The 25,922-nt window shown below is 65.7% G+C and carries 24 protein-coding genes; 5 read left to right on the top strand and 19 right to left on the bottom strand.

The window, feature by feature from the left end:
• Positions 1-83 precede the first annotated feature (83 nt).
• A complete protein-coding gene (locus AB7P10_RS18640; RefSeq protein WP_428295342.1) occupies positions 84-1,031 on the bottom strand; it encodes a LysR family transcriptional regulator in 948 nt (315 codons plus the stop codon).
• Between the two features lie 152 nt (positions 1,032-1,183).
• Here AB7P10_RS18640 and AB7P10_RS18635 point away from each other — a divergent pair, with 152 nt between their 5' ends.
• The 5 genes from AB7P10_RS18635 (at position 1,184) to dnaE (ending at position 7,397) form a co-directional block, all read left to right on the top strand.
• Positions 1,184-1,885 (top strand): pirin family protein, encoded by a 702-nt coding sequence (locus tag AB7P10_RS18635; RefSeq protein WP_428295341.1) that lies wholly within the window; start codon positions 1,184-1,186, stop codon positions 1,883-1,885.
• Between the two features lie 52 nt (positions 1,886-1,937).
• The gene (locus tag AB7P10_RS18630; RefSeq protein ID WP_428295340.1) at positions 1,938-2,345 is read left to right on the top strand and encodes a DoxX family protein; all 408 of its coding nucleotides are present in this window, start codon (positions 1,938-1,940) and stop codon (positions 2,343-2,345) included.
• A 66-nt stretch (positions 2,346-2,411) separates the two neighbouring features.
• Positions 2,412-2,966, top strand: a complete 555-nt coding sequence (locus AB7P10_RS18625; protein WP_428295339.1) for a flavodoxin family protein — start codon at positions 2,412-2,414, stop codon at positions 2,964-2,966.
• 110 nt (positions 2,967-3,076) lie between these two features.
• Positions 3,077-3,790 (top strand): DUF599 domain-containing protein, encoded by a 714-nt coding sequence (locus tag AB7P10_RS18620; RefSeq protein WP_428295338.1) that lies wholly within the window; start codon positions 3,077-3,079, stop codon positions 3,788-3,790.
• 37 nt (positions 3,791-3,827) lie between these two features.
• Positions 3,828-7,397 carry a DNA polymerase III subunit alpha gene (gene dnaE / locus AB7P10_RS18615; RefSeq protein WP_428295337.1) on the top strand — a complete coding sequence of 1,190 codons (3,570 nt, stop codon included), beginning with the start codon at positions 3,828-3,830 and terminating at the stop codon, positions 7,395-7,397.
• A 121-nt stretch (positions 7,398-7,518) separates the two neighbouring features.
• Here dnaE and tolA read toward each other — a convergent pair whose 3' ends face one another.
• The 18 genes from tolA to AB7P10_RS18525 all read right to left on the bottom strand — a co-directional run.
• Complete coding sequence (tolA, locus tag AB7P10_RS18610; RefSeq protein ID WP_428295336.1) at positions 7,519-8,457, bottom strand: cell envelope integrity protein TolA; 939 nt, start codon at positions 8,455-8,457, stop codon at positions 7,519-7,521.
• 17 nt (positions 8,458-8,474) lie between these two features.
• Entirely contained in the window at positions 8,475-8,918 is a 444-nt protein-coding gene (locus AB7P10_RS18605) for an ExbD/TolR family protein (protein ID WP_428295335.1), read from the bottom strand.
• A gap of 2 nt (positions 8,919-8,920) precedes the next feature.
• Complete coding sequence (tolQ, locus tag AB7P10_RS18600; RefSeq protein ID WP_428295334.1) at positions 8,921-9,619, bottom strand: protein TolQ; 699 nt, start codon at positions 9,617-9,619, stop codon at positions 8,921-8,923.
• A gap of 58 nt (positions 9,620-9,677) precedes the next feature.
• The gene (locus AB7P10_RS18595; protein WP_428295333.1) at positions 9,678-10,148 is read right to left on the bottom strand and encodes a YbgC/FadM family acyl-CoA thioesterase; all 471 of its coding nucleotides are present in this window, start codon (positions 10,146-10,148) and stop codon (positions 9,678-9,680) included.
• Positions 10,145-11,365, bottom strand: coding sequence for a pyridoxal phosphate-dependent aminotransferase (locus AB7P10_RS18590; protein WP_428295332.1), 1,221 nt, complete (start codon positions 11,363-11,365; stop codon positions 10,145-10,147). The genes AB7P10_RS18595 and AB7P10_RS18590 overlap by 4 nt, the downstream gene beginning before the upstream one ends.
• Positions 11,362-11,874, bottom strand: a complete 513-nt coding sequence (gene nusB, locus AB7P10_RS18585; protein WP_428295331.1) for a transcription antitermination factor NusB — start codon at positions 11,872-11,874, stop codon at positions 11,362-11,364. Before nusB ends, AB7P10_RS18590 begins: the two co-directional genes overlap by 4 nt.
• Before the next feature lie 2 nt (positions 11,875-11,876).
• Positions 11,877-12,341: a 6,7-dimethyl-8-ribityllumazine synthase gene (gene ribH / locus AB7P10_RS18580; protein ID WP_428295330.1), complete on the bottom strand. Its 465-nt coding sequence runs from the start codon at positions 12,339-12,341 to the stop codon at positions 11,877-11,879.
• A gap of 45 nt (positions 12,342-12,386) precedes the next feature.
• Positions 12,387-13,517, bottom strand: coding sequence for a bifunctional 3,4-dihydroxy-2-butanone-4-phosphate synthase/GTP cyclohydrolase II (gene ribBA / locus AB7P10_RS18575; protein WP_428295329.1), 1,131 nt, complete (start codon positions 13,515-13,517; stop codon positions 12,387-12,389).
• Positions 13,514-14,158, bottom strand: a complete 645-nt coding sequence (locus AB7P10_RS18570; protein WP_428295328.1) for a riboflavin synthase — start codon at positions 14,156-14,158, stop codon at positions 13,514-13,516. Before AB7P10_RS18570 ends, ribBA begins: the two co-directional genes overlap by 4 nt.
• A gap of 60 nt (positions 14,159-14,218) precedes the next feature.
• Positions 14,219-14,647, bottom strand: coding sequence for a type IV pilin protein (locus tag AB7P10_RS18565; protein ID WP_428295327.1), 429 nt, complete (start codon positions 14,645-14,647; stop codon positions 14,219-14,221).
• Positions 14,647-17,991 carry a pilus assembly protein gene (locus AB7P10_RS18560; RefSeq protein WP_428295326.1) on the bottom strand — a complete coding sequence of 1,115 codons (3,345 nt, stop codon included), beginning with the start codon at positions 17,989-17,991 and terminating at the stop codon, positions 14,647-14,649. Before AB7P10_RS18560 ends, AB7P10_RS18565 begins: the two co-directional genes overlap by 1 nt.
• Complete coding sequence (locus tag AB7P10_RS18555) at positions 17,988-18,701, bottom strand: pilus assembly PilX family protein (protein WP_428295325.1); 714 nt, start codon at positions 18,699-18,701, stop codon at positions 17,988-17,990. The genes AB7P10_RS18560 and AB7P10_RS18555 overlap by 4 nt, the downstream gene beginning before the upstream one ends.
• Complete coding sequence (locus tag AB7P10_RS18550; RefSeq protein WP_428295324.1) at positions 18,698-19,474, bottom strand: prepilin-type N-terminal cleavage/methylation domain-containing protein; 777 nt, start codon at positions 19,472-19,474, stop codon at positions 18,698-18,700. The genes AB7P10_RS18555 and AB7P10_RS18550 overlap by 4 nt, the downstream gene beginning before the upstream one ends.
• On the bottom strand, positions 19,471-20,094 hold the full coding sequence (pilV, locus tag AB7P10_RS18545) for a type IV pilus modification protein PilV (protein ID WP_428295323.1): 624 nt from the start codon (positions 20,092-20,094) through the stop codon (positions 19,471-19,473). The genes AB7P10_RS18550 and pilV overlap by 4 nt, the downstream gene beginning before the upstream one ends.
• The gene (locus tag AB7P10_RS18540; protein ID WP_428295322.1) at positions 20,091-20,657 is read right to left on the bottom strand and encodes a GspH/FimT family pseudopilin; all 567 of its coding nucleotides are present in this window, start codon (positions 20,655-20,657) and stop codon (positions 20,091-20,093) included. The genes pilV and AB7P10_RS18540 overlap by 4 nt, the downstream gene beginning before the upstream one ends.
• A gap of 200 nt (positions 20,658-20,857) precedes the next feature.
• The gene (ribD, locus tag AB7P10_RS18535; RefSeq protein WP_428295321.1) at positions 20,858-22,021 is read right to left on the bottom strand and encodes a bifunctional diaminohydroxyphosphoribosylaminopyrimidine deaminase/5-amino-6-(5-phosphoribosylamino)uracil reductase RibD; all 1,164 of its coding nucleotides are present in this window, start codon (positions 22,019-22,021) and stop codon (positions 20,858-20,860) included.
• Positions 22,021-22,500: a type IV pilin protein gene (locus AB7P10_RS18530; RefSeq protein ID WP_428295320.1), complete on the bottom strand. Its 480-nt coding sequence runs from the start codon at positions 22,498-22,500 to the stop codon at positions 22,021-22,023. The genes ribD and AB7P10_RS18530 overlap by 1 nt, the downstream gene beginning before the upstream one ends.
• Before the next feature lie 5 nt (positions 22,501-22,505).
• Positions 22,506-25,922: pilus assembly protein (locus AB7P10_RS18525; RefSeq protein WP_428295319.1), on the bottom strand; the 3,417-nt coding region annotated here is incomplete at its 5' end.

Here is a 25,922-nt window from a genome sequence, read left to right as displayed (position 1 = left end):
GTCAAGAACACCGCGGAACGGGCTCCGCCTGGCCGCAGGTGTTGCCCCCTGGGGGGTGACGCCGCAGGCGGCGCGGGGGGTGCCTAAACCTGATGGTGGTTGTTCAGCAGTGCGCCGCGCGTCCTGGGGTTCTGCAGGCGATCGAGCCACCAGCGCAGCGCGCGGCCCGTGTCGCCCGCTCGGCGTGGCTGGCGCCAGGCGTAGGAAACGCGCAGGTTGCGGTTGGGCCGTTGCACGGTTTTCACCACCAGGCGCCCGGCGTTGATGAAGGGTTGCGCCAGCGACAGGGGAAGGAAGCCACCGCCCAGGCCGCGCAGATGGGCTTCCAGCTTGTGCTGCATGGTGGGCACGGTGAGCACGTCCTGCCCGGGCAGCAGGTTGTGCGTGACGCCGCGCCCGCGCACCGTGCTGTCCGCCACCGCCACCGCGCGGTGCTCGCGCAGTTCTTCGTCGCACAGGCTGTGGGTGGCGCCCGCCAGGGGATGGTGAGGCGCGACCGCGTAGACGAAGGACAGCGTGCCCATGGGCGCGGACTGGAAGTCGGTGTGCGAGATGTCGGTGGGCACGCCCAGGGCGATGTCGGCCTGTCCGCTTTGCAGGGCTTCGACCGTGCCTGACAGCGTTTCGGCGCGCAGCTTGAGCCGGGTGGGGGCGCCCTCGGCATAGAAGGCCTCGCAGAGTTCGAACAGTGTGGCGCGGGCGATGATGGCGTCGGCCGCGATGGTGAGCTGCGGTTCCCAGCCGGAGGCCACGCGCTTGACGCGTTCGGCCACGGCGTCAAGTTCGGTCAGCAGGTACTGGCCCGAGCGCAGCAGCTCGGCACCCGCGGGCGTGAGCACGGCGCGGCGGGCGCTGCGGTCGAACAGCAGCACGTCCAGCGCGTCCTCGATCTGGCGCACGCGGTAGGTCAGGGCGCTGGGCACCATGCCCAGTTCGCGCGCGGCGGCGGCCATGCTGCCCAGGCGCGCGACGGCGTCGAGCAGACCGAGGTTCTCCGGGGACAGGGCGGCGCGGGGCGTGGCTGTGGGCATGGTTCGACGGGTTGATTGTTCAAAAGAATTGAATGATGCCATCAAATCCGTGCAGTCACGAAGGCGGTCCGGCACCCCAGAATTCAGCCCATGCCAGCCGGATCCGCGAGCGGTCCCCGGCCAGCCCCACCGATGACCGAAAGGATTTCATCATGCTTCAGATCCGACGCTCCGACGCCCGCGGCTATGCCGACCACGGCTGGCTCAAGAGCCACCATTCGTTCTCGTTTGCCGAGTACTTCGACCCCGCCTGGATGGGCTGGGGCAACCTGCGCGTGATCAACGAAGACCGAATTGCCCCGGGCACCGGCTTCGGCACGCACGGCCACCGCGACATGGAAATCATCAGCTACGTGCTGCAGGGCAACCTGGCCCACAAGGACAGCATGGGCAACGTCAAGGGCATTCCGCCCGGCGACGTGCAGCGCATGAGCGCGGGCACCGGCGTGCGCCACAGCGAGTTCAATCACGCACCGAACGCGACCACGCACTTCCTGCAGATCTGGATCGAGCCCGACGTGACGGGCATCGAGCCCGGTTACGAGCAGAAGAGTTTTGCCGAGACCGAGAAGCGCGGCCAGTTGCGCCTGGTGGCGTCGCCCGACGGCGCCCAGGGTTCGGTGACCGTGCACGCCGATGCGTCCATGTACGCCGGGCTCTTCAACGGCAATGAAACCGCCGAACTCGCGATCCGGCCCGATCGCAAGGCCTACGTGCACCTGGTGCGCGGTGCCCTCGATGTGAACGGCCAGCGCCTGCGGGCTGGCGATGCCGCCGTGCTGGCCGAAGAGAGCGTGATCCGGATCTCCGGCGGCGAAGACGCCGAAGTGCTGGTGTTCGATCTCGCGGCCTGAACCTTTTCCTCGTCCCTCAAACCAACCTTTTTCATTTTTTCAAGGAATCACCATGAACGCTCTGCAAAATCCCCTGGCCCTGATCGGCCGCATCCTGTTGGCCATCGTTTTTGTGCCGGCGGGTTTCGGCAAGATCGCCGGCTTCACCGGCACCGTGGGCTATGCGACGGCCATGGGTCTGCCGCTGCCCACCGTGGGCGTGGCGATCGCGCTGGTGATCGAACTCTTTGGCGGCCTGGCGCTGCTGATCGGCTACCGCACGCGCATCGCGGCCATCGCCCTGGCGGTGTTCACGCTGGTGGCGAGCTTCTACTTCCATGCTTACTGGGCCGTGCCGGCCGAGCAGCAGATGATGCAGCAGCTGATGTTCTTCAAGAATATTGCCATCACCGGTGGTCTTCTGGCCTTCGCTGCTTTCGGCGCCGGCGCCCTGAGCCTGGACGCCCGCCGCAAGGCCTGAAGCCTGTTTCATTGACCCCTGGCGGCGCTCAGGCGCCGCCTGTTTTCAGTTCAAGGAGGATCCGTCATGTCCAAGATTGTTGTGGTTTATCACTCAGGCTACGGCCATACCCAGCGCATGGCGCAAGCGGTAGCGCAAGGTGCCCATGCAGAACTGCTGGCGATCGATGCCGAAGGCAACCTGCCCGAAGGGGGCTGGGAGACGCTGGCCGCGGCCGATGCCATCGTGTTCGGTTCGCCCACCTACATGGGCAGCGTGAGCTGGCAGTTCAAGAAGTTCGCCGACGCGTCCAGCAAACCCTGGTACGCGCAGCAGTGGAAGGACAAGATCGCGGCCGGCTTCACCAACAGTGCGGGCATGAACGGCGACAAGCTGAGCACGCTCAACACGCTGTTCACGCTGGCCATGCAGCACGGCATGATCTGGGTCAGCCAGGGCCTGATGCCCAGCAACACGGCGGGGGCGAAGCGCAACGACGTGAACTACCTGGTGAGCTACAGCGGCGCCATCGCGCAGAGCCCGTCCGACGCGGGCGCGGCCGACATGCTGCCCGGCGACCTGGAGACGGCGCGCCTGTTTGGCGAGCGCGTGGCTTCGGTGGCGGCGAAGTTCAAGGCCTGATGATCCGCCGAGCCGACGGTCAAGGAGAAACGATCCGCCGCCGGGCCGCCCCAAGGCGGATCAGCCCCCTCGGGGGGGCAGCGGCGGAGCGTGGGGGCTAACATCGCCGCATGAAGGTTCTCAGCATCATCCCCTGGGCAGACTGGCTCGCGCTGGTCTGCTTTTTTTTCCTGTGGGTCGGGTACGCGTGGTTTGCCCGGGTCTGGGGCCGCAGGATCGGCTCGCTGATCCACACCACCAACCGCTACCGCGGCTACTGGATGCGGCAGACCGCGGCGCGCGACCCGCGCATGCTCGACGGCCTGATCACGCAGACGCTGTCGAACACGCCCGCCTTTTTCTCGTCCACCTCGATCCTGGTCATTGGCGGGCTGTTCGCCCTGCTGGGCACGACCGACAAGGCCACCGAGTTGATGAGCGAAATCCCGTTCGCGCAGACCACCACGCTGATCGTCTTCGAGTTCAAGATCCTGGTGATGGTGGCGATCTTCGTCTACGCCTTCTTCCGCTTCTCGTGGTGCATGCGGCAGTACACCTTTGTCGCGCTCGTGATCGGCGCCATGCCGCCGGCCAAGGACTTCGCCGCCGGCAAGTTCGACCTGGACGCCTACGCCGCGCGCGCCGCCGCCATGGTCGGCGCCGCGGCCGACACCTTTAACGACGGGCTGCGGGCGTATTACTTTTCGTTTGCGGCGCTGGCCTGGTTCGTCTCGCCTCTGGCCATGGTGGTGGCCACGCTGGCGGTGGTGGGTGTCCTGTATGCGCGCGAGTTCCGCTCCGAGGTGCTGGGCATCCTCAAGGACGAGATGCCGCCACCGGAATGAGCCTTACGGGCGACGCGGCGCCTTCTAAAATGGCCCGATGTTCTCTCACCTGCGCCTGCACACCGAATTCTCCGTCGTCGACGGCACCAACCGCATCGACGACGTCGTGGCAGCCGCCGCCGCCGATGGCCAGCCAGCGCTGGCCATCACCGATCTCAACAACCTGTTCGGCGCGGTCAAGTTCTACAAGGCCGCGCGCGGCGCGGGTGTCAAGCCCCTGATCGGTGCCGAGGTGATGCTGCAGGGCTTCACCGAGGAGACCCCGGGCGCCATGCCCGGCAGCCACCAGCCGGCCGCGCCGCGTGTGCTGCTGCTGGTGCAGGACAGCCAGGGCTACCTGAACCTGAGCGAGTTGCTGGCGCGCGCCTGGACGCGCAACGAAGGCCGCGGCCAGCCGCTGGTGCAGCGCGAGTGGCTGCAGGAATGCCATGCCGGGCTGATCCTGCTCTCGGGCGCGCAGGCGGGCCCCGTCGGGCAGGCGCTGGTGCAGGGCGATGCCCAGCGCGCGGCGGACATCGCCCTGCAGCTCTCCACGCTGTTCACCCACCGCTTCTACATCGAGCTGCAGCGTGCGGGCCGCGCCGACGACGAACGCCATGTGACGCAGGCCGTGCAGCTCGCTGCTCGCCTGCACCTGCCGGTGGTGGCCACGCACCCGGTGCAGTTCCTCGAAGCCGACGACTACGAGGCGCACGAGGCGCGCGTGTGCATTGCCGAGGGCGAGATCCTGGGCAACAACCGGCGCGTGCGCCGTTTCACGCGCGAGCAGTACTTCAAGAACACGGCGCAGATGCAGGCCCTGTTTGCCGATGTGCCCTCGGCGCTGGCCAACTCGGTGGAAATCGCGAAGCGTTGCAACCTCACGCTGGTGCTGGGCAAACCGCAGTTGCCCGACTTCCCCACGCCGCTGATCGATGGCGTGCCGATGCCGATGGAGGACTTCTTCCGCCAGTCGTCCTTCGAGGGTCTGGAGGAGCGGCTCGCGCACCTGTACCCGGATGTCGTGAAGCGCGATGCCGAGCGGCCGCGCTACGTGCAGCGCCTGGAGTTCGAGATCAACACCATCCTGAAGATGGGGTTCCCTGGCTACTTCCTGATCGTGGGCGACTTCATCAACTGGGCGAAGAACAACGGCTGCCCGGTCGGCCCGGGCCGGGGTTCGGGTGCGGGTTCGCTGGTGGCCTACGCGCTCAAGATCACCGACCTCGACCCCCTGCAGTACAACCTGCTGTTCGAGCGCTTCCTGAACCCGGAGCGGGTGTCCATGCCCGACTTCGACATCGACTTCTGCCAGACCAACCGCGACCGCGTGATCGATTACGTCAAGGAAAAGTACGGCAAGGACGCGGTGAGCCAGATCGCCACCTTCGGCACGCTGGCCGCGCGCGCGGCGATCCGCGATGTGGGGCGTGTGCTCGATTTCTCCTATGGCTTCTGCGACGGCATTTCCAAGCTGATCCCGAACAAGCCCGGCATGTCCGTCACGCTGCAGTACCCGCCCGTGCCGAAGAAGGAGGGAGACAAGAACAACTATGCCATCGAGATGGAGCCGGTGCTGGCCGAACGCATCCAGAAGGAAGACGACGTCAAGACGCTGATCGAGCTGGCGCAGAAGCTCGAAGGCATGACGCGCAACATTGGCATGCACGCTGGCGGCGTGCTGATCGCGCCGGGCAAGCTCACCGACTTCTGTCCGCTGTACGCGCAACCGGGCAGCGAGTCGGCCGTGAGTCAGTACGACAAGGACGATGTGGAGGCCATAGGCCTGGTGAAGTTCGACTTTCTGGGACTGGCCACGCTGACCATCCTGGAGATCGCGCGCGAGCTCATCATGAAGCGCCACCCGGGACAGGAGAACTTCCGCTTCGAGGACGTGCCGCTGGACGATGCGCGGGTATACGCCCTGTTCTCGCGCGGCCAGACCGAAGCCGTGTTCCAGTTTGAAAGCCGCGGCATGCAGGGCATGCTGAAAGACGCCAAACCTTCGCGCTTGGAAGACCTGATCGCCCTGAACGCGCTGTACCGACCGGGCCCGATGGACCTGATCCCCAGCTTCGTGGCGCGCAAGCACGGGCGCGAGCAGGTGGAGTACCCGCACCCGGCGGTGGCCGAGATGCTGTCCGAGACCTACGGCATCATGGTCTACCAGGAACAGGTCATGCAGACCGCGCAGATCCTGGGCGGTTACTCACTCGGTGGCGCCGACCTGCTGCGCCGCGCCATGGGCAAGAAGAAGGCCGAGGAAATGGCCGAGCACCGCGAGAAGTTCCGCGCGGGCGCCCTGGCCACGCACGGAATCACCCAGGAGAAGGCCGACGAGGTCTTCGACCTGATGGAGAAGTTCGCGGGCTACGGCTTCAACAAGTCGCACGCCGCCGCGTACTCGCTGCTGGCCTACCACACCGGCTGGCTCAAGGTGCACTACACCGCCGAGTTCTTCTGCGCCAACATGACGGTGGAAATGGACGACACCGACAAGCTCAAGGTGCTGTTCGAGGACGCGCAGAAAATGGGCATTGCCTTCGAGGCGCCCGACGTGAACCGGGGCTTCCACCGCTTCGAGCCGATCAGCAACAAGTCCATTCGCTACGGCCTGGGCGCCATCAAGGGCACGGGGCAGCAGGCGATCGAGGCCATCGTGGCCGCGCGCGAAGGCCGCGGCGAAGGGCCGCGGGGCGACGAGACCGGGCCGTTCAAGAGCCTGTTCGACTTCTGCGTGCGCGTGGACCGCACGCGCCTGAACAAGCGCACCGTGGAGGCGCTCATCAAGGCCGGCGCCTTCGACTCACTGCACCTCAACCGCGCCGAACTGCTGGCCTCGGTGGACCGCGCTTTCGAGTTCGCCGCCGCCAGCCTGGCCAACGCCAACCAGGGCGGTCTGTTCGACATGATGGGTGATGACGACCACGGGTCGAGCACGCAGGAGCCCGATCTGGTCGCTACCACGCCTTGGGGCGTGAAGGAGCGCCTGACGATGGAGAAGACCGCGATCGGCTTCTATTTCTCGGGGCACCTGTTCGACGAGGTCGAACGCGAGGTGCGTCGCTTTGCCCGCACACCGCTGGGCGATGTGGTCGAGAGCCGCGACCCGGTGATCCTGGCCGGCATCGTGACCGACTTCCGCGTCATCAACGGCCAGCGCGGCAAGCTCGCACTGTTCAAGCTGGACGACAAGACGGGCGTGTTCGAGACCAGCGCGGACGAGAACCTCATCAACGCCCACCGCAACCTGCTCAAGGACGACGAACTCATCATCGTGCAGGCCGTGGCCCAGCCCGACCGCTTCTCGGGCGGCGTGCGCCTGAAGATCCAGCAGGTGTGGGATCTGGCCGCGGCGCGTTGCCGCTTCGGCAAGTACCTGCGCGTGGCGGTCAATGGCTCGGCCCCCGCGGTGGCCGACCTGGTGCGTGAGTTCCCGCCCCGGCGAGAACACACCGAGCAGGGCGAGCTGGTGCGCGGCCTCCCGGTGCGGCTGGCGCTGCTGCGCGAGGGGGCGCAGTGCGAGTTGCAGCTCGACGACCGCGCCCTGTTCTTTCCCACCGACGCCGCGCTGGCCAGCTGGATGGCACAAGCCCACGAGCAGCGGGCGGAAATCGTGTTCGATTAGGGAAGCCCCCCTGCGCCGCTGCGCGGCTTCCCCTCGGAGGGGGATGACGCCTGTGGCCCGGCAAAGCCGGTTCCACGGTATCTCTGGACTCAGACACGCGCGCCGGAGGCAGGGAAGTTTTCTAGTCCAGCGGTCGCAGGCCGATGACCAGGGAAGAGGGCACGCGCCCGTCGGTGTCCTTGGGCAGGGTGGCAGTGCGGTCGATGGCGCGCAGCACGGCCTCGTCCCAGGCGGCGTTGCCGCTGCTCTTGACCAGGCGGCGGGAGGTGATGCTGCCATCGGGCTGTGTGCGCACCTCCACCTCGGCGCGCGGGTTGCCCGGCGCCACGTCAGTGAACACCACATTGGGCTTGATGCGCGCAGCCACCTTGGCGCCGTAGCCCGGCGTGGGCCCGCTGGACTGCTGGGCCGTGCCCGTGCTTTGCGGACTACCGCTCGCACCGGCCTGACCCATCATGCGTTTGATCTGGTCCTCGCGGATCTGCGCCAGGCGTTTCTCTTCAGCCGCGGCCTTGCGCTCCTGCTCGCGCTTCTGCTCGGCCAGCTTTTGCTGTCGCTCCTTTTCGGCGGCGGCTTTTTCGGCCGCCGCTTTCTTCTCGGCCGCGAGTTTTTCCGCTGCGGCTTTCTTCTCGGCGGCGAGCTTCTCGGCGGCGGCCTTCTGCGCCGCCAGTTTCTTGGCCTCAGCCTCGCGCAGCTTCTTTTCGGCCTCGGCCTTCTTTCTGGCCTGTTCAATGGCAATTTCCGCCTGGGTAGGGGCTGGCGGCGCAGGCGGGGGTGGGGCCGGGGTGGGTGCTGGCGCGGGTTTTGGGGGTGGCGTGGGCTGCGTCTGCGGTTGGGGCGGTGGAGGCGGGGGCTCGATGGCGCGGGGCGCCGCCTGTTGCGGCATGCGCGACCAGAGTTCGGCCTCCACGGTCACCGGCTCGGCTTCATGCTGCCATTGCACCCCCAGCGTGAGTGCGATCACCAGCAGCCCGTGCGCCACCAGTGCCAGCCCCAGCGGGCCGAGCCAGCGGCCATTGCGGGGCGGTGCGAGGTCCAGGTGATCGGCGGTGGTCTGCATGGCGGTGTTGTACGGCCTCAACGGCTGGTCTGTACGGACAATCCGACGCGCGCGATGCCGGCGCGCTGAAGGGTATCCATCACCCGCACGACCGACTCGTATTTGACGTTCTTGTCGGCGCTGATCACGACGGGCACACCACCTTCGGGAGCGCTGCCCTTGAGCGCCTGCAGCTGCTGTACACGCGGCACCAGCTGGTTCAGCGACACCGGCTGCGGCTCCGCCGTGGAGCTGCCTTCGCGCAGCTGGATCTGATCGTCCTTGTCGATGAGCACCGCCACGAAGCGGTCCGGCTGGCGCCCTGCCTGGCCCACGCTGGGCAGCGCGATCTGGCTCGGGGTGATCAGTGGCGCGGTGACCATGAAGATGATCAGCAGCACCAGCATCACGTCGATGAAGGGCACCATGTTGATCTCGTTGATGGTGCGGCGGCCCCGGCCGCGGGAGGAGACGGAGGGCATGGTCAGTGTCCCGACGGCGTCTGCGAGTGCACGCCGAGGTTGCGCTGCAGGATGTTGGAGAACTCCTCCATGAAGGTCTCCATGCCGTTGGCCACGCGGTCGATGTCGTGTGCGAAGCGGTTGTAGAACACGACCGCGGGAATGGCGGCGAAGAGGCCGATGGCCGTGGCGACCAGGGCCTCGGCGATGCCCGGCGCCACGGTGGCCAGGGTCACCTGTGCCAGGGCGGCCAGGCCGGTGAAGGCGTGCATGATGCCCCACACGGTGCCGAACAAGCCCACGTAGGGCGCCACCGAGCCGACGGTGCCCAGGAACGACAGGTTGGCTTCGAGGGCATCGAGCTCGCGCTGGAAGCTCGCCCGCATCGCGCGGCGCGCACCGTCAAGCAGGGCTCCGCTGTCGGTGATGCGACGTTCACGCAGTTTCTGGTACTCGCGCATGCCGCTGGCGAAGATGCGCTCCATCGGTCCGCCATGCTTGGCATTCTGCGCAGCGGACGCGTAGAGGTCATTGAGGTTGGTACCCGACCAGAAGTCGCGCTCGAAGTCGTCGTTGTGGCTGCGCACCCGCTTGAGCGAGAACACCTTGCGGAAGATGGCGGCCCAACTGATCACGGACACCACCACCAGCAGCGCCACGACGGCCTGCACCACCCAGCTCGCGTTGAGCATCAGTTGAACGATGGAGAGTTCTTGTGTCATGGGCAATCAGATGCAGTAGGAATGACGAAAGTTCGATGGTGCGCCTGCCGGGCGGATGTCAACCCGCGCCTTGCAGGGCCTCCACCACGCGGGTCGGTATGCGCTGGGGACGCAAATGGCGGGCGTCCACCCAACCGATGCGGATACTGCCTTCGCACAGCAGCAAAGGCGCATCGCCATCGCGCGCAGGCGAGAGCAGCGCGGACTGCCCGATTGTCAGGGAGGCTCGGCCTGCTTCCCGGACACACGCTGTAACCAGAAGCAAATCATCCAGTCGCGCCGAACGGTGATAGCGCACCTGGGTGTCGGTGACCACGAACATGCCGCCCGTTTCGTCGCGCAGGCGCTGCTGCGCCACGCCCAGCTGGCGCAACCATTCGGTGCGGGCGCGCTCGAAAAACTTGAGGTAGTTGGCATAGAAGACGATGCCGCCCGCATCGGTGTCTTCCCAGTACACGCGCACCGGCCAGGTGAACGGGGCCTTCAGGCTTCCCGCTGCGCGGGTTTCGCCGCTGCCCGATGCGCTCACAGTGCTTGCTCCAGGCGGAGCACAGCTTCCTGGAGCTGGGCCATCGAGTTGGCGGTGGAGAAGCGCAGGTAGCGGCCGGGCTCGGCGTGGCCAAAGTCGCGTCCGGGCGTGGTGGCGAGCTGGCAGCGCTTCATGAGTTCGAACGCGAGCGACCAGCTGCCGCCCTCGTCGGGCCGGGCGCCCTGCGGCGCAATGCCCCAGTGTTCGCACAGCCCGCGCACGTCGGCCCAGGCGTAGAACGCGCCGTCGGGCATCACGGGCACGTTCAGGCCGATCCGGTTCAGCGCGGGAATGAAGAAGTCACGCCGCGCCTTGAACTCCTGGCGGCGGCGCTCGTACTCGGCCAGGCTGTGGGGCTCAAAACAGGCAAGCGCCGCCTGTTGCGCGATGGTGCTGGCGCAAATGAAGAGGTTTTGCGCCAGGCGCTCCACGGCGGGCACCAGCGCTGGCGGCAGCACCAGCCAGCCTAGCCGCCAGCCAGTCATGTTGAAGTACTTGGAAAAGCTGTTGATGCTGATGACCTCGTCACCCAGCCCATGGGGCAGGCCCAGCGCGCTGTGGCCAAACTCGGCTTCGAAGCTCAGGCCCAGGTAGATCTCGTCGACCAGGGTGACGCCGCCACGCGCGCGCACGAAACGCGCAATCCGTTCGAGCTCGTCGCGGGCGATGCTGGTGCCCGTCGGGTTGGATGGCGATGCGAGCAGCACACCGCGGGTGGCCGGTCGCCAGGACGCCTCGACCTGTTCGGCGCTGAGCTGGAAGCGCTGCTCTGGTCCCGAGGGCACCATCACAGCGCGGCCCTCGGCAGCCTGCACGAACTGCCGGTTGCACGGGTAGCACGGGTCGGGCATGAGCACCTCGTCGCCCGCTTCGATGAGCGCCAGACAGGCCAGTTGCAGGGCCGCCGACGCTCCTGCGGTGACGACGATGCGCGCCGGGTCGATGTCCAGGCCGAAGCGGGAGGCGTACCAGCCACTGATAGCCTCGCGCAGCGCGGGCAGACCGGTCGCTTGCGTGTACTGGCTGCGGCCGGCGTCGATGGCGCGCACGGCCGCTGCGGTGACCAGGGGCGGCGCCGTGAAATCAGGCTCGCCAATGTTGAGGTAGATCATCGGCCGATCCTGCGCGCCCGTACCCTGGGCCATGGAGGCAGCGGCCTTGGCCAGCTCCATTACGTAGAAGGGCTCGACGCGCTGGGCGCGCTGGGCAATCCTCATGGGGCGGACTTGCGAACCGCCGGGGCAGCGGCCACCTCGGCCGGACGCAGTTGCGAGGCCAGTTGGTGCAGCACGCCGTTGACGTACTTGTGGCCATCGGTGCCGCCAAAGGACTTGGTCAGCTCGATGCATTCGTTGAGCACCACGCGCCAGGGCACGTCCAGACAGTGCTGGAATTCGTAGGCGCCGATCCAGAGCACACCGTGCTCGATGGGCGAGAGTTCGGCCAGCGGTCGGTCCAGGCGCGGCGTGATCAGCGCATCGAGCGCTGCGGCGTCGGCAATGCAGCCGTGCAGCAGGGCGTCGAAGTGCACGCTGTCGGCCTTGTGGAAGCCGGCGAGATCGCGCGTGAACGCATCGATGTCGACCGCCGCGTTGCGTCCCACCAGGTGCTGGTAGAGGGCCTGCAGCGCGAATTCGCGCGCGCGCGTGCGGGCCGATTTGTTGGCCGCCTTGCGCGGCGCTGCGCCGGATCTGGCCTGGTTGGGAGAAGGTGTGTCTGCGGGCATGATCAACCGATTTCCTGAAGCAGGTGCGCCATCTCCACCGCGACGCGGGCGGCGTCGCGGCCCTTGTCGACCTGGCGTGCCACTGCCTGCTCCAGGTTCTCGGTGGTGAGGATGGCGTTGGCAATGGGGATCTGGTAGTCCAGCGCCAGGCGCGTCACGCCCGCGCCGGATTCGTTGGCCACCAGTTCGAAGTGGTAGGTTTCACCGCGGATGATGCAGCCCAGTGCAATCAGCGCGTCGAAGTCGTCGCGCTCGGCCATGGCCTGCAGCGCCACGGGGACTTCAAGCGCGCCCGGCACTTTGACATGCGCAATGTTCTTGTCCTGCACACCCAGCGCCAGCAACTCGGTGAGGCATGCGTTGAAGAGGGCGTCGGTGATGGCTTCGTTGAAGCGGGCCTGGACGATGCCGATGCTCAGCTTCTTGCCATCGAGCACGCTGGGGCTGCCTTTGTCTGCGCCGAACATGAGGAGGTCCGTTTCTGTGGGTGAAAGAGGTAGGGGAAAAATGGGTCAGTCGTCGTGGCCGAGGTAGCCCGTGATTTCGAGGCCATAGCCGGCCATGCTGGGCATGCGCCGGGGCTTGCCCAGGAGCTGCATGCGGTGCACGCCGCAATCGCGCAGGATCTGGGCGCCCACGCCGTAGGTGCGCAGGTCCATGCGGCCACGCTCGGGCGCCTGCGCCGAGCGTGCCGTGCCCTCGAACTGGGCCAGCAACTGCTCGGCCGACTCGCCGCAGTTGAGCAGCACGACCACGCCAGCGCCCGCCTGGGCGATGTGTCGCAGACTGGCTTCCAGGCTCCAGGAGTGCATGGATCGGCCCACCTCCAGCGCATCGAGCACCGACAGCGGTTCGTGCACGCGCACGGCCACACTGTCGTCGGGCCCCCACTGGCCCTTGACGAGCGCGAGATGCAGGGCGCCGCTGGGCTGGTCCTTGAACGCGGTGGCCTGAAACTCGCCGAATGCGGTGTTCAGGCTGCGGGTACCGAGCTTCTGCACCAGGCATTCATGCCGGCTGCGGTGTTCGATCAGGTCGGCAATGGTGCCGATCTTCAGGCCATGTTCGGCAGCGAAGGTCTGCAGGTCGGGCAACCTTGCCATGGTGCCGTCGTCCTTCATGATCTCGCAGATCACGGCGGCCGGGCTGCAGCCAGCCATGGCGGCCAGGTCGCAGCCGGCTTCGGTGTGGCCCGCGCGCATGAGCACGCCGCCATCGACGGCCTGCAGCGGGAAGATGTGGCCGGGCTGTACGAGGTCGCTGGCCTGGGCGTCGGGCGCCACGGCCGCCTGCACGGTGCGTGCGCGGTCGCCCGCGGAGATGCCGGTGGTCACGCCCTCAGCGGCTTCGATGGAGACGGTGAACGCCGTGCCCATCTTGGTGCCATTGCGCGGCACCATGGGCGGCAGGCGCAGGCGCTCGCAGCGTTCGCGTGTGAGCGTCAGGCAGATCAGGCCGCGGCCGAAACGCGCCATGAAGTTGATGGCCTCCGGCGTGACGTGGTCGGCGGCCAGCACCAGGTCGCCCTCGTTTTCCCGGTCTTCTTCATCGACCAGGATCACAATGCGCCCGGCGCGCATGTCGGCAACGATGTCCTCCACCGGCGAAATGGCGACAGGGGCCAGGGTTCCAGGGGCGTTCATGCGGATTCCTTGCGAGTGAGAGGAGCACCGCCGAGCATGCGCTCGACATAGCGCGCGACGGTATCGATTTCGAGATTGACCGCGCTGCCTTCGGCCAGGGTGCCCAGCGCGGTGTTCTGCACCGTGTGGGGTATGAGGTTGATGCTGAATTCGCAGCCGGTGGCGTTGTCTGCCACCTCGTTGACGGTGAGGCTGACGCCATTGACGGTGATCGATCCCTTGTAGGCCAGGTACTTGCTGAGTTGGAGCGGTGCCATCACCCGCAACTCCCAACTTTCACCCACCCGGGCGAAACGGGTGACGGTGCCCACGCCATCCACATGACCGGAGACGATGTGTCCTCCCAGGCGGTCGTGGGCGCGCAGGGCCTTCTCCAGGTTCAGGCGCTGGCCGATCTGCGCCAGACCGGTGGTGCGGGCCAGGGACTCGGCAGATATGTCGATGGTGAAGCGATGGGCAGGCAGATCCAGCGAAGTGACGGTCATGCATGCACCGTTGAGGGCGATGCTGTCACCGAGACCGACGTCGTCGAGGTAGCCCGGCGGCGCCTCCAAGGTGAGGCGCTTGCCGTGGTTCAAAGAGCTTCCCAGGTCGTGGAGGGCGGCGATGCGCCCCACGCCGGTGATGATGCCGGTAAACATCCGGCTATTTTCGCAGGGTTTGGCAGGGCAGGCTTTTTCCTGCCTTGCGCGCCGTGCGGGTCAACGGTCCCAGCAGGCGTCCACGGACAACGAGGGAGTGTGGGAACTGACGTTTTCCTGGCTGCGCCGGCCCGTTTCATTGATGCGGTACGCCGCACACGGGTCCGTTGCCTGCCCCGCAGTCGGGATGGCCGTCAACGTGTACGTGACGCCATTGGACGCAGCGACCACGTTGTAGCGCCCACCTTCCGCCTGCAGCAGTTCGGCGGGTATCTGGTTTGTCAAGGGATAAGAGCCCCTGACCGTGGCGGCGCGCTCCATCCACTGCGCAGCCTGTATCAGGGCCGCCTGTGCATGGGCACGGTGTGTGCGCCGTATGTACTCCTGGTAGCTGGGCAGTGCGATGCTGGCCAGCAGCGCTACCACCGCCACCACGATCATGACTTCAATCAGGGTGAAACCTCTCTGATGTGGTTCGGGGTGACGCATCAACGCACCTCTCGCCAATCTGCTCGTGCACCGAGAGGGAAATCGAGGTTCAGATTCTTCCCCGTGACCTTGTTCGAACCACCCTGTGTGCCAGAGTCCCCGTTTTCGTCACCGTTGGAGCCGGTAGCGTTGTTGATATTCATGAATCGCAGCTTCTTCCTGGACCCCTGCAGCCAGGCGCTTTCATGGCTCGCGACTTTCACGCTGCTTGCACTGCGCATGTCCATGGTCGCGTCACCGCTGAAAAACACGGGCGTATACGAGGGTCGTCCGGTGATCATGTTGAGCACGGTCAGGCGACTCGGGTCGTTGATGCCGAGTTCGTCGCAGCTTTCGCCCGCCGTGCCACTGGTGGGCACGGTGCTGAAGATGGCGGCGAGGTTGCCCGGCAATCGGAAAGGAGTGGTGAGAACGCGCTCGCCGCTGAGCGGAAAGTCCAGATACCAGCCGCGCTTGGCCGAGGCATCTGTGCGGGAATAGTTCACCGGACTTGCAGTGGAGTTGCTGTACTCGGTGGCCAGTGCCGCGCCGGTGTCGGGGTCTGTGCGGGTGACAGCGCCTGTGAAGCTCTGCTGCACAAGCATGCTGCGGCCAGCGGAAGCATTGATGGCCCCGACATCGTCGGCGACCAGACCATTCTCCCTGCTGTAGGTGCTTTTGTCCCAGAGGGCGTAGACCGTTTGCACGTTGGTGTTCAGCGGGTCGGTGTCCTGCAGGTTCTGGCCTGTGCCGAACATCACCTGAACACCACCCAGGGGGTGGGCCATCCACACAGGAGCCGACGTGATCGGCTGGCGATTGGGAGTTGTGGCGTTGTCGGTGGCCACGTAGAAGGGCTTGCAATTGTTCGCATTCTTGCAGGGCATGGCCGAACCGTCCCAGTCGCTAACGCCCCACTCGTCCTGGTTGGTGCTGGTCAGGTCGAACTTCCAGAGTTGTCCGCGGAGGTCGCCCGCGTAGACGACGTCCATGGTGCCGTCGCCATTGATGTCAACCGGTCGCGGCGCCGACAAGCCATTGGACTGCGAGAGCGTGGAGTCGGCCACGATGCGCAGCATTGCGCGGTCGCCGTCGAGGTACTGGATCAGCAGCACAGGGCGTTCGTTGAAGCTGTTGGCGCCGTTGCCCATGACCACGGCCCAGCGCTTGTTGTTGAGCTTGACGATTTGTTCGCTTCGTCCCTCTAGGGGGTCGTCGACCACTGGTGGGCTGACGATGTGGCCAACATCCTGGTGTCCAGTGAAGGCTCCCGTCGAGTTGGATGGAAAGGTGCGGTCCACTAGCACGGACGCGGTGCTGAGCTGAGTAGGGTCGGTCACGTCAAGCACGAAGTAGCCCCGTGCTCCACTGCCGGTGGATCCAACGAGGATGGTGCGCCAGTTGGGCTGCTCGGAAGGTGCATTGGGGCCGCCGGCGGAAATGTCCGCGTCTCCAGTGAAGGGGTGCCCGTCCACCGTGTACTGGTGCGCATAGCCGGGCAGGGTGTAAGCGCGCAGCTTGCTGTACACGCCGCGTGGTACATAGGCCATGCGCTCCACGCCGTCGGCTGCATTGAAGGCGTGCAGCATGCCGTCGTTGGCGCCAACATAGAGCGTGTCCGCGCGCGTGGCGTGCTGGCTACGGAACTCAGCATGCCCGTTGTGTTCGAAGGCCAGGCGTGCTGGTTTGCCCGTGTTCCAGATATTGGAGTTCACGATGTCGCCCAGCCGCGAAGCGCGGTCGCGCATGGTGCCACCCGCGTGGCTTTCTTCCTTGGAGCGGTCACCGCGCAGGTAGGCCAGGCGTGATTGACCGACTGTGTCGCTGTCGGAACCTTTGAGCACGTTTTGTTGCTCGGTGCTCAGGGATGACCAAAGGAAGGGAATCCCTGATTCACCCGAATGGGACAGGATGAGCCGTTGGGACAGGTTCAAGCCAGGAGCGTCCAGCGACGTACTGGCCTCCCACGTGGGCGTGGCGCTGATCACATGGGTTTTGGCATCGATCTTGTGCGCGCTCAGCTGTCCGCTCCACTTCGTGCTGTCGAACCCTGCGAGATAAGCCAATCCGTCAGCCCGCAGCCGCGTTGAACTCACGGCGATACTGACCAGACCCCTCAGGTTGTCGTTGATGATTTCCTTCAGGATGCCCTGGAAGGCGTCCACCAGGGACTGTGCATTGGGGGCGGGGATAAAACGCCCACGGCTGTTGAGCGCCATGTGCCAGAGCTCCGCCTTTCGGGCGTGGTCGCGCTCCTCATAATTGGTGTCACCGTCACAAGGCAGAGTGCCCGGTCCGTTGATCTGGGCATTGCAAAAGGGCGTATCCCAGTTGTGCTCCGCGCGCAGCAGAGGGCCCAGCCCAGTGAAGGTGTCACCCTGCCAGGTGGGCGTGTTGCTCGCCGCAGACCAACTCGCCGCGCTCTTGAATCCGATGGTGTAGTTCACCATGTGTTGCCAGGTGGCGGGGTTGTTGCGCGGATTCCAGTAGGTATCGAGCACGGCGGGGGCCGCAGCGGTACCGAAGTTCTGTGCTGGAAACTGTTGCCTGGGGGTGGGCACCACGTTGTTCGGGATACTGGGCTGCAGGTCGCGCGACCAGTAGTGGAACGCGAGGTCGGACAGTGTGCTCAGGCCGGCATTGCCCCAAGTGTCCCGGTACAGGCGGGTCTGCATGTTGCCGGCGTCGACTGTGTACGCGGTGCCGTCGGGAAGCGTCGTGGCTGTGCCGTCGGCGTTGCCGCCGCGCACGATGCGTTTGCCGTCCGGCCCTGACGTGTCCAGCTCGTCCTTGTGCCAGGCATGGCCCCATTCGCCATCGGTCATGAAGATGTTGTAGGCCTTGCGGCAAGACAGCACCGGCGCCTCCTGCACGCCTGGTACCGCCGCCCAGGGGCTGTTCGCGCCCAGGCCTGTTTCGCTGAGGTACTTGCCGGCGTTGTCCACCACAAAGTGCGATGGGGTGCCGCTGGAATATTTCAGGGAGTCGACCCAGCTCATGAAGTTGGCGCGATGCGCGCCGCCGAGTGGGCGGATTCCGTTGAAGCCTTTGCAGATCGAGTTGTCTCCGGGAATTCCGCGGCAATGGTGCATGGATTGCCAGGCCAGCCGGATCCGGTTGTCCGGAACGTTGGCTTCCGAGAATGTGGCCTTGAGAGCCGTCTTGAGTTGGGAGATGCCGGTGCTGCCCATGCTCGACGAGTTGTCGACCGATACAATGATGTTGGGCGCAGGCTCGCTGGCACCGCCTTTTGGGGTTTGCGACAGGCTCAGAGGCGCTGCGAGAGCGCTGGCGCAAAGGCCGAAGCCCATGAGCATCGCGAGAGCTGGGGTAAAGGATGTTTGCATGGGCAGGTTTCTGCTCACCGGTAGGTGGGGTTGGGGTAGGGGACAAATACCGAACGCAGATGAACGCGTGTTCCGGGCTTGTTGCCTTGCACGAAGGCTGTGATGCGGTAGACAAAGGGATGCTGGACCATGTCGGGCGACAGTCGGGAGCCCCTGGCCGTCAGGATGTCGCTTGCATCGTCGTAGCGAAACACTTCCACCCAGTACCATGCGCGCGCTGGTGCGTTGCTCAGAAGAGGGTTGCTGGCGGCGGCCGTGGCGGTTCCGGTGAACTGCCCGTAGGTGGCACCCACGGCCTGCATGGCGGCGAGATCCCTCGTCCAAGCTGTGGAATCGAGTGCTTTGACATCTGCGGACCGACAGATGCCCTGCCGGCAACCCCTGAAACCACTGAGCACGGAGGTGGCCAGCAGGTCAAGGTCGTTGTCGCTCTCCGGAAAAAAGGGCCCAGCCAGGGCGCGGCAGCCCACGGCGACGGTCGGATCGTTGCTGCAGGCGGTTCCATCCGCGCGCTGACCGAGGATGTCAAGTTCGGCATCGCGCATCAGGGCCTCCGCTGCGGCGAAGGCGAGCTGGGTATCGCTTTCGCTGCCCACCAGCGCTCCATGCAGCGTGCCCACACGGGTGCTGCCGAGCATGAGCAGCGTGCCCAGCACCAGCACGACCATGACGACAATGAGTGAGACGCCGCGCTGCGCACCTCGAAGGGAGTGGGCTTTGAGCTTCATGCGTCGGCGTTCCTGAGCTGAAACACGCGCCAGAAGGTGCGACGGAGGCGGCCGTCCTGGGCGATGGGTTGGCCGTTGCAACCGAGAACTGGCTCAGTGGGCTGGCCGCCGCGTTCGCCGACCAGTTGCAGGCAGACCATCACGCCTTCGGCCTCGCTCCAGTTGACTGGCGCGTCTTGGTACTGGAGGGTGTCGGTGGCGCTGTCGCGCACCGCATAGCGCACCTGGAAATCTTCCACGCCCTGGATCAGGGCGGCTGGCAGGCTTGTTGCCGAGCCAGCACATTGCAGGTTGCCGCCATTGACCGAGAAGACATTGCTGAGCGTGGTGAAACCGTTGTCCTGCTGCTGTTGGGTGGGCGCATTGCCCAGGCAGTCTGTCGCCGTGATCAAGGGCTCGATGTCGTGGCTGACTCTTAGGGTGTCCGTACCGCTGATGGCGTTGGCCCCTTCGATCGAGTGTGGAACCGCGGCGTTGCCGTACCCTACATACGCATCATTGAAGTGCACCCGTCTTCCATCTGCATCCATCAAGCGTTGCGCCCCCGCCTGGCGCAGGTGGTGGCCAATGATGCGAAAGGCGGTCGACGCGTCTTCGTGCAGGCGGGCGCTGTCACCCACTGTGGACGAAGCCAGGCGGGTGAAACCGAGGCTGGTCACTGCCGCCAGAGACACCAGCATGCCGATGAGCAAGCCGATCATCAATTCGATCAAGGTCAGACCCTGTTGCAGGTGCTGGGACGCACGGACGGCGCGCACTCGGTGTGTTGTCATGGGCGGATGTAGACGAGGTGGCAGATGCGTTGCGCCGGGCAGTCGGCCGCGCCCACTCCCGTGCCTGCATTGCCTGCGGCGTCCACCAGTGCGTCTGCGGCGGCGTACAGCAACGCGTCCGCATTGCTGGCGCCGGCCTGATTCTTGGCCTGGATGGCGGACCATGCCAGCAGAACGCCCAACTGGGAGGGGTCGGTGTCGGAGCGGAACACGGTCGCGTCGCCATTGGGCAGTTGCTGCGCCAGCGTTTGCTTCCATTGCCAGATGTCGTACGCAGCCATGGCGGCGCCCGAGCATGGGTTTTGTCGGCAGTTCGGTGCCCCGTTCGCAGGCATGCCCCAAGCAGATTCATAGTCAGAGAAAGCCTGCGGCGTGAAGCGGGCTGCCCGATTGACCTGCATGCGGTCGAACAGGTCGCTGGCGGCCTGTACTGCCAGCGAACGGGCGTTGGCCGTACGCGATTCCATTAACGTGGCCACCTGCAGACGCGCCAGCCCCAGAACGCCCAGCGCCAGCACCAGCAGGGACACCAGCGCCTCCAGCATGGTGGCGCCGCGCTGCACCCGCCGTGACCGAGTCTGCTCGAATCCTTCCGCCTTGGAAGCGGTGTGCGTGCTCATGTGCATGCCACCGTGTCCTTCTGGGTTCGAATGCGACCAGCGCCCGACAGGCAGACGCGCTGGGCGTTGGTGGGGTCATTGGCTTCCTGGCCTGCAGGGAAGATCTGAAAGCTCATGCCGCTCTGGTCGGGCACGCCGAACCGCGTGAACTGGACGAATGCGCCTCCGACGGGGTTGGTGCGCTGGATCAAGACGTTGGAATCGCCGCGCACCTCGCGCAGCAGGGGTTCGCCCGCGTCCATCGTGTCGCTTTGATCAAGGTCGACGAAGACCTGCCAGCCGCAGTACCACTGGGTGGCGGCGCTGGCGGCGGCACAGGGCTCGATGCGCCGCATGACGACGTTGCGACCGTGCCTGATGGCCTCGGTGCGCGCGAGATTCATCGAGCCGATGAACTGTTCGCGCACCGTATCCACGCGCATGCGTCGCGTGATGTCGGCAAAGCTGGGGGCGGCGATGGCGGCGAGCACGGCCAGCACGCTCAGGGCCACCAGCAGTTCGATGAGCGTAAAGCCCGCTCGCTTGGGGGGGGGTGATCGCCGGGGACGTGGGAGGGTATTCATGACTTCGGCAGTCTATCGGCCGAAGTATCTATTTGGTATTAATTCAGACGGGATGTAGTTCTAAAAAGATAGGTGGTTTTACTACTTCATTGGCAGTATTGACGAGAAATTTGCGGCGAAACGTGAAGCTCGCTGAACGATGGGTGTGAGAAATACACGGTCTTGTCGCGCCATTTCGTCGGGCATCGCTCCCGAAGGCATCAAGCGGTGCTCGGGGGAAAGCGATTCAGGTTGTTGGGCCCCAACACCTGGGCCGTGATGCGCAGATCGTCGCCGATGGGGCCGGAGCTGGTGAAGCGCAACTTCAGGCCATCCTCCAACCGTTGCAGGGGCCCCAGGCATGTCATGCCCGCACCCTGGCCCAGCAGCTCTGGCGCCAGATAAATCAGCAGTTCGTCGACCAGGCCCTCGCGCAGGAACGAGGCATTGAGTTTGTGACCGGCCTCGACGTGCAACTCATTGACCTCCCTTCGACCCAGTTCCACGAGCATGGCGGCCAGATCAACCTTGTCATTCACACCGGGCAGGTGAATCAGTTGCGCGCCGCGCGCCTGGAGTGCAGCCTGCCGGTCCGCGTCCTGCAGCGCATGGCAGATCCAGATCTGCCGCTTCATATGGCCTGCTGGCGGGCTGAAGAGCCGGGCATTCAGCGGCGTCTCGAGGCGGCTGTCCACCACGACCAGATGGGGCTGGCGCGGCGTCTCGACCAAGCGCACGTCCAGCATGGGATCGTCCTCCAGCACCGTGCCAATGCCCGTGAGCACGGCACAGGCCCGGGCGCGCCATGCGTGCCCGTCGGTGCGAGCGGCCTCGCCGGTGATCCACTGACTCGTGCCGTTGTGAAGCGCGGTGGTGCCGTCCAGCGATGCGGCAATCTTCATCCGCACCCAGGGCGTCTTGCGGACCATGCGGCTGAAGAAGCCAATGTTGAGATCGTGCGAGGCCCGCGCGAGTTCGTGATCCGGCGGCAGCAGCTCGACATCAATGCCCGCATCGCGCAGGCGCTGCAGTCCCCGGCCCGAAACCTGGGGGTTGGGGTCGCCCAGCGCGACAACCACCTTGCCTACACCGGCCGCGATCAGCGCGTCGCAGCAGGGCGGCGTGCGACCGTGGTGGGAACAGGGTTCAAGGGTGACGAACACCGTCGCGCCGACCACCGACTCGGCACGCGATTGCGCGTCGCCCAAGGCCATGACTTCGGCATGAGGGCCGCCGGCCTGCTGGGTATGGCCCTCGCCGATGACACGGCCGTCTGCTGACGTGATGACGCAGCCGACGCGCGGGTTGGGATTGGACAGGCGCAGTGACCGGCGGGCCTGCGCCAGCGCGGCCTGCATCGCATCCGTCCGGCCGGAGCCGGGCATCAGCGACCCCAGCAATCCAGCGTGAGTTGGGCCCGGTTGTTCAGCACCGCCGGGTTGCCGGCACCCTTGATGTTCTGCTGGTTGAGCAGCAACGTGCCGCAGGTGTCGTTGGCCTGTGCGCCGGTCGGGACAGCCTGCAGAACATAGCCACCAGCCGTGGGCTGTCCCGCCGCAAAACTGATGTTGTAGCGCGCCGGCCCACCCGCGGGCACGACGTTGAAACCCGCCGCTGCGATGAAGGCGTTGTTGATCGCGCCACCCGCCTGGTTGGCGTTGTAGCTGCCCGAGAGCGAGTAGTTCTGCTCCAGCCGCTGCGCCACCGATTGCAGGTAGTTCTTGGCCTCCGCCCGGTGGCTGCGCAGCACATAGGCGGTGTAGCTGGGGTAGGCAATCGCGGAGAGGACGCCGATCACGGCCACCACGATCATGACCTCGATCAGGGTGAAACCTCGGTTGGTGGTGTGGGCGGAGTGGTTCATGGCATTCATTTGGTCAGGAGTTCGCGCCAGGTGTAGCGGCCGCGGGGGGCGCTGGTGCCCAGCAGTGTAGGAGCATTGACGCCCTTGCAGCCGTCCTGGTTGCACACCACGGTTTGCTGGTTGTTCTGGTTGGTGTAGGTGTTGCTCACCTTCACGATGCCAGACGAGTCGATGGCCAGACCGCCAACCGCGACACCGTTGACGAGCAGGTCGCCGGTTCTGCCGGAGCAGATGTTGACCGCCATCAGGAAACCCGAGTTGCCGGGGGTACAGACATCGCCGGTGGGCCTCGTGGTGGCGAAAAGCACGGCGCCGGTGTCGGGTGGCAGCGTGGAGTTGGTGAGCACGCGCTCGCCATTGGAGAAACTCATGCGCCAGCCGCGCTTGCCGCTCAAATTGGGCGTGGTCCAGCTGCGGCCGATCAGGCCGGTGCTGCCGATCGCGGCCTCGGTGAACGCTCCAATGGGCTCGACGTCACTGGTGGGGACGGTCAGCGACGAAGATGGCGATCTGTCCACCACGTTGTAGAAGCCCCGGGCGGTGTTGTCACCATAGTCGGCGTCTTCGCTGAGTTTGCCGCTGCCGAACAGCACGTTGAAGCCCACTCCCTCGCAGGAGGGGACCACGGATGGCGCCGTGGTGATGGCCTCGGCGGTGGCGGGCGAGGTGCCCTGCGGGATGGAGTACACCCTGCCCAGATAGCGCCACGCGCCGCCGGTCTCGGCGGGCCTGGCGAGCACGAAGTCGGCGCCGTCGGCCTTGGAGAACTGGAACTTGTGCAGGTTGCCTTTGAGGTCGCCAGCATACACCGTGTCCATCAAGCCGTCGCGGTCGGTGTCCACGGGTGTCGGCGTTGACAGGCCATTGGCACCGGTAGTGTCGGCGGTCAGCTTGGTTTCGGCCGCGCCGGTGTTGGCATTGAGCATGAAGAGCACGGCGCGACCGCTTGTGGCCGCGCTCATGCCCGATGCCCCGTACCCGTTGCCCACTACCACGCGCCACACGCCGGTGGCCACGGTGGCATCGGCCATCTTGGCGATTTGCCGGTACGAACCCGTGACGGGGTGGATCGACGGTTCGTTGAAAGTGAAGCCCAAGTCCGGGTCCTGAACGCTCGTGAATTCCCACATGGGCAGGGCAGCCGCGAGGGCGGCCTCGGAGCTGGTGGAGAAGGTGCTCTGGCTGCTGATGTCGAGTGCGTAGTAGCCTTTGCCGCCGCCGCCCAGTCCACCCACCAGCATCGTGCCCCAGTTGGGCGCGGCGGCCGTGGAGCCGGTCCTCTCGAAGTCGCCCACCATTGGCGTGCTGTCCACAAAATACTGGTGCCTGAAATTGAAGTCGGACAGGCCATTGAGTTTGCCGAGCAAGCTGCCGGGGATGTAGCCGAACAACTCCCTGCCATCGGTGCCGGACAAGGCATGCAGCATGCCGTCATTGCCGCCCACGTAGACCACCGCCGGGCGGGTGCGGGTGGTGTTGCGGTAGGTCGCATGGCCAGGGAAGTTCGCGCCCGTCAGAGCAGGCCCGGCGCCAGCGAGATAGGTCACGCCGGAGTTGACCACGTCGCCCAGCAGGTTGCTGGGGCGGGTGCGGAACAGCGTGCTCTCGTGCGTTCTGCTGCCGCGCAGGAACTCGACGCGATTCTCTCCGTTGCCATCTGCATTCAGCACACCTTGTTGTGTGGCATTCAGGCTGTTCCACTTGAACGCCATGGATGAGAACGCAAAGGGGGTGGTGGCATTGCGGAACGAGGTGAAGATCTTTCGTGTGGCCGTCGTCAGCTTGTTGGCCGTGGGCACCACAGTCGAGTCCCGATCCAGCCAGTTCGACGCGTTCCAGGTCGGATTGCTGGCGCACTCGGCGGCGGTCTGCGCGGGTGTGCAGGATCGAACGCTGCCGGTCCATTCTCTGGCGTTGTAGCCGGCGTAGATGATTTCGCTGTTGGAGGTCTGGCGGCTGGACGTCACTGCGGCACTGGACGCGGAAGCCGCGCCCGCTTCACTATTGATCTTGCTGAAGGCGGCCGAGAGACCGGCTTTCAAGGAGGTGGGCGTGCTGCCCGCAAACCAGTTGTCGGGCACGCCATCGCCGTTCTTGTCCCAGGCGTAGGGCTGCGTCGCATCCGTCCGGATGTTGGGGTCGGTTCCAGGCGCATTGGTGGTGTCGGGGTCGGTGTCGAAACCGCCGTACTTGGCCGCCAGCCAGTACTGGGTGCGCAGGGTTCCTGATCCTGGCATACCGCCGACGCCGTTGCCGTTTTCGAGCACGTCGACCCAGTAGGTGGCCATGGTCTGCGTGCCCGTCTTGTCGCTGCGGATGTCGTTGGTGTTGGCCCAGTGCGCCAGGGCTGCCATGTAGGGCGTGCCGCCGCTGGAACCCCCCGTCCACGAGGTGCTGCCCTCCTGTGTGGTGAGGGTGGTCCACAGCGTTTCGACGTTCAGACTGTCCGGGTCTGACGGCCCGCCGGTTCTGCCTGGCAACTGACCGTCCTGGTGGGTGTAGATGTCACCGATACCCAGCAGGAAGTTGCGCTGGCAGGTGTTGATCATCGGATCGCGGCTGCCACCGCGCGCATGCGCCGAGCCGGTGATGACCGGGAAGCCGTCCTTGTAGGCGTCGGTCAGGTTGTTGGTGTAGGAGTCGGGCAGCGCATAGCCTCGCATGTAGCGCTGCGCGGCGTAGTACAACTCGCTCACCGGGTCGTTGCCCTTGTAGCCTGCGGCGTAGCCGAACTTGTTCAGGTAGTTCATCAGGCCCGAGTTGCTGACGCTGCTGGCGGTCGCATCGGTCGGGTCGGGGTTGGCCAGGATGACGCCGGTGGTGGTGTTCCATTCGGCATTGGGGTTGGGGATCACGCCGGTGCTGGTGGCGGCCACCGGGCCCACGCTCTTCATGGCGGAACGCAGCACGCCGCCATTGCGGTCGTTGCCGGTCTGGTTGAGGTAGCCGAAGGCGGCGAAGCGCAACGTGTTCGCGTATTCCTGGATCAGGCCCTCCGGTTTTGCCACGCCGGAGTACCTGGCCTGGCAGTTGGCCTCGCGGGTGTTTCCGGTCACGCCTTGCGCGGCGGAAGACACGCAGGCAGACACGCGGATGTTGAAGCAGACGCCCGTGCTGGGCAGGGTGGTGCTGGCGCAGGTGGCGCGCTGCTGCGCGGCGTCCAGGTCGGCGAAGTTGTTGCTGTTGGACACCAGGAACTTGGAGCCGTAGCCACCCGAGCGCACGTACTTGGCCGTTGCGCTTCGCAAGGTGCTGGGGATGGGGTCGGTGGTGCGGATGCGCTTGATCGGGTTGTAGCTGTTGCGGTCGCTGAACGATCGGATCAGCACCGTGCGGGCGGTCGTGTCTCCGGGGTGGCTGGCGTTCTTGCTGGCGAAGTTGTCGCGCGTGCCTCCGGTCATGACCGAGCGGAACTGGTCCAG

It is taken from the genome of Hydrogenophaga sp. (assembly GCF_050182545.1).
Lineage (GTDB): Bacteria > Pseudomonadota > Gammaproteobacteria > Burkholderiales > Burkholderiaceae_C > Hydrogenophaga.
Note: the sequence above shows the minus strand (reverse complement) of the source record. Positions and strands in the feature narration are given on the sequence as shown.

Coding starts and splice junctions, on each gene's coding strand:
- dnaE (WP_428295337.1), top strand. CDS start 3,828: ATGTTCTCTCACCTGCGCCTGCACACCGAATTCTCCGTCGTCGACGGC.
- AB7P10_RS18620 (WP_428295338.1), top strand. CDS start 3,077: ATGAAGGTTCTCAGCATCATCCCCTGGGCAGACTGGCTCGCGCTGGTC.
- AB7P10_RS18605 (WP_428295335.1), bottom strand. CDS start 8,918: ATGCCCTCCGTCTCCTCCCGCGGCCGGGGCCGCCGCACCATCAACGAG.
- pilV (WP_428295323.1), bottom strand. CDS start 20,094: ATGAGCACGCACACCGCTTCCAAGGCGGAAGGATTCGAGCAGACTCGG.
- nusB (WP_428295331.1), bottom strand. CDS start 11,874: ATGCCCGCAGACACACCTTCTCCCAACCAGGCCAGATCCGGCGCAGCG.
- ribBA (WP_428295329.1), bottom strand. CDS start 13,517: ATGAACGCCCCTGGAACCCTGGCCCCTGTCGCCATTTCGCCGGTGGAG.
- AB7P10_RS18530 (WP_428295320.1), bottom strand. CDS start 22,500: ATGAACCACTCCGCCCACACCACCAACCGAGGTTTCACCCTGATCGAG.
- AB7P10_RS18550 (WP_428295324.1), bottom strand. CDS start 19,474: ATGACAACACACCGAGTGCGCGCCGTCCGTGCGTCCCAGCACCTGCAA.
- ribH (WP_428295330.1), bottom strand. CDS start 12,341: ATGTTCGGCGCAGACAAAGGCAGCCCCAGCGTGCTCGATGGCAAGAAG.
- AB7P10_RS18640 (WP_428295342.1), bottom strand. CDS start 1,031: ATGCCCACAGCCACGCCCCGCGCCGCCCTGTCCCCGGAGAACCTCGGT.
- tolQ (WP_428295334.1), bottom strand. CDS start 9,619: ATGACACAAGAACTCTCCATCGTTCAACTGATGCTCAACGCGAGCTGG.
- AB7P10_RS18565 (WP_428295327.1), bottom strand. CDS start 14,647: ATGCGTCACCCCGAACCACATCAGAGAGGTTTCACCCTGATTGAAGTC.
- ribD (WP_428295321.1), bottom strand. CDS start 22,021: ATGCCCGGCTCCGGCCGGACGGATGCGATGCAGGCCGCGCTGGCGCAG.
- AB7P10_RS18570 (WP_428295328.1), bottom strand. CDS start 14,158: ATGTTTACCGGCATCATCACCGGCGTGGGGCGCATCGCCGCCCTCCAC.
- AB7P10_RS18555 (WP_428295325.1), bottom strand. CDS start 18,701: ATGAAGCTCAAAGCCCACTCCCTTCGAGGTGCGCAGCGCGGCGTCTCA.
- AB7P10_RS18540 (WP_428295322.1), bottom strand. CDS start 20,657: ATGAATACCCTCCCACGTCCCCGGCGATCACCCCCCCCCAAGCGAGCG.
- AB7P10_RS18625 (WP_428295339.1), top strand. CDS start 2,412: ATGTCCAAGATTGTTGTGGTTTATCACTCAGGCTACGGCCATACCCAG.
- AB7P10_RS18590 (WP_428295332.1), bottom strand. CDS start 11,365: ATGAGGATTGCCCAGCGCGCCCAGCGCGTCGAGCCCTTCTACGTAATG.
- AB7P10_RS18635 (WP_428295341.1), top strand. CDS start 1,184: ATGCTTCAGATCCGACGCTCCGACGCCCGCGGCTATGCCGACCACGGC.
- tolA (WP_428295336.1), bottom strand. CDS start 8,457: ATGCAGACCACCGCCGATCACCTGGACCTCGCACCGCCCCGCAATGGC.
- AB7P10_RS18630 (WP_428295340.1), top strand. CDS start 1,938: ATGAACGCTCTGCAAAATCCCCTGGCCCTGATCGGCCGCATCCTGTTG.